The 850-nt window shown below is 73.3% G+C and carries 1 pseudogene; it reads left to right on the top strand.

The features are described 5' to 3' along the window. Nucleotides 1–533: 533 nt before the first annotated feature. Nucleotides 534–850, top strand: a pseudogene (locus IE248_RS38085) (hypothetical protein); the annotation flags it as partial.

Here is an 850-nt window from a genome sequence, read left to right on the forward strand (position 1 = left end):
CCTGGTACGGCCCGGAGCGCCTGGCCCGGGTGAACCAGGACCGGGCAAACCGAGGCCTGCAGCCCTTGACGAACGAGAATCGCGCCCCACTTCCACCGGCCCCGCCCCGCGTCCCGCGCAGCGACAGGGGAAAGCCGCGCACTGGGGGAGGGGACTGCCAGTCCCCTCCCGTGGAGCACCCTGAATCCGGCGGGAGGGGGGACTGCCAGTCCCCGGGCAGGGGGGACTCTGTGTCCCGGCAGGGGGGACTGACAGTCCCCCAACCCTCTCCATTAACCCTCCCCGTGACTGAAACCCCCGTAGCGCCTGCGGCGCGTAGCGCCGATGACGCCCGCAGGGCAGGTGCAGGTAGTAGCGCGCGCGAGGCCGGCGGCTCCGCCGCGCCCGCAAACGCCAACGCGCCGGCCCGGAGAGCCGGCCGGGCGGCGCCGGCTTCCCAGCGCATCCCCCCAGCGCTGGCAGATGCCGTCCGCGCGGTGGAAGCGGGGTGGCCCAGGGAACTGGCGGTTCTCCTGCCAGACCACCGTCCGGCGGTGCTGAGGGAGGCGATCCTGCAAGCCCTGGACGGCGGGCGCACAGCACACCAGCTGGTGGAGCGGATCCAGCGACGATGGTGGGCCCACGGCTACGCCCGCGACCTGGCCGAGGGACAGCTCACCTCCGCGGTGGGCGTCGCGGTCGCTCTGGTGCGCCCGTCCGTGGACTGTCCTGATCCGATGTGCGAGGACGGCGTGACTCTGCACCTGGGTGACGGATGCCCGAAGTGCGATCAGCGTCGCACGGACCGCCGCCGAGGCCAGGTGCCCGCACTTCGGGAGAAGCGCCCCGCGCCTCAGTGGTGGGAGTGCGA

This window comes from Streptomyces goshikiensis (assembly GCF_014650555.1).
Lineage (GTDB): Bacteria > Actinomycetota > Actinomycetes > Streptomycetales > Streptomycetaceae > Streptomyces > Streptomyces goshikiensis.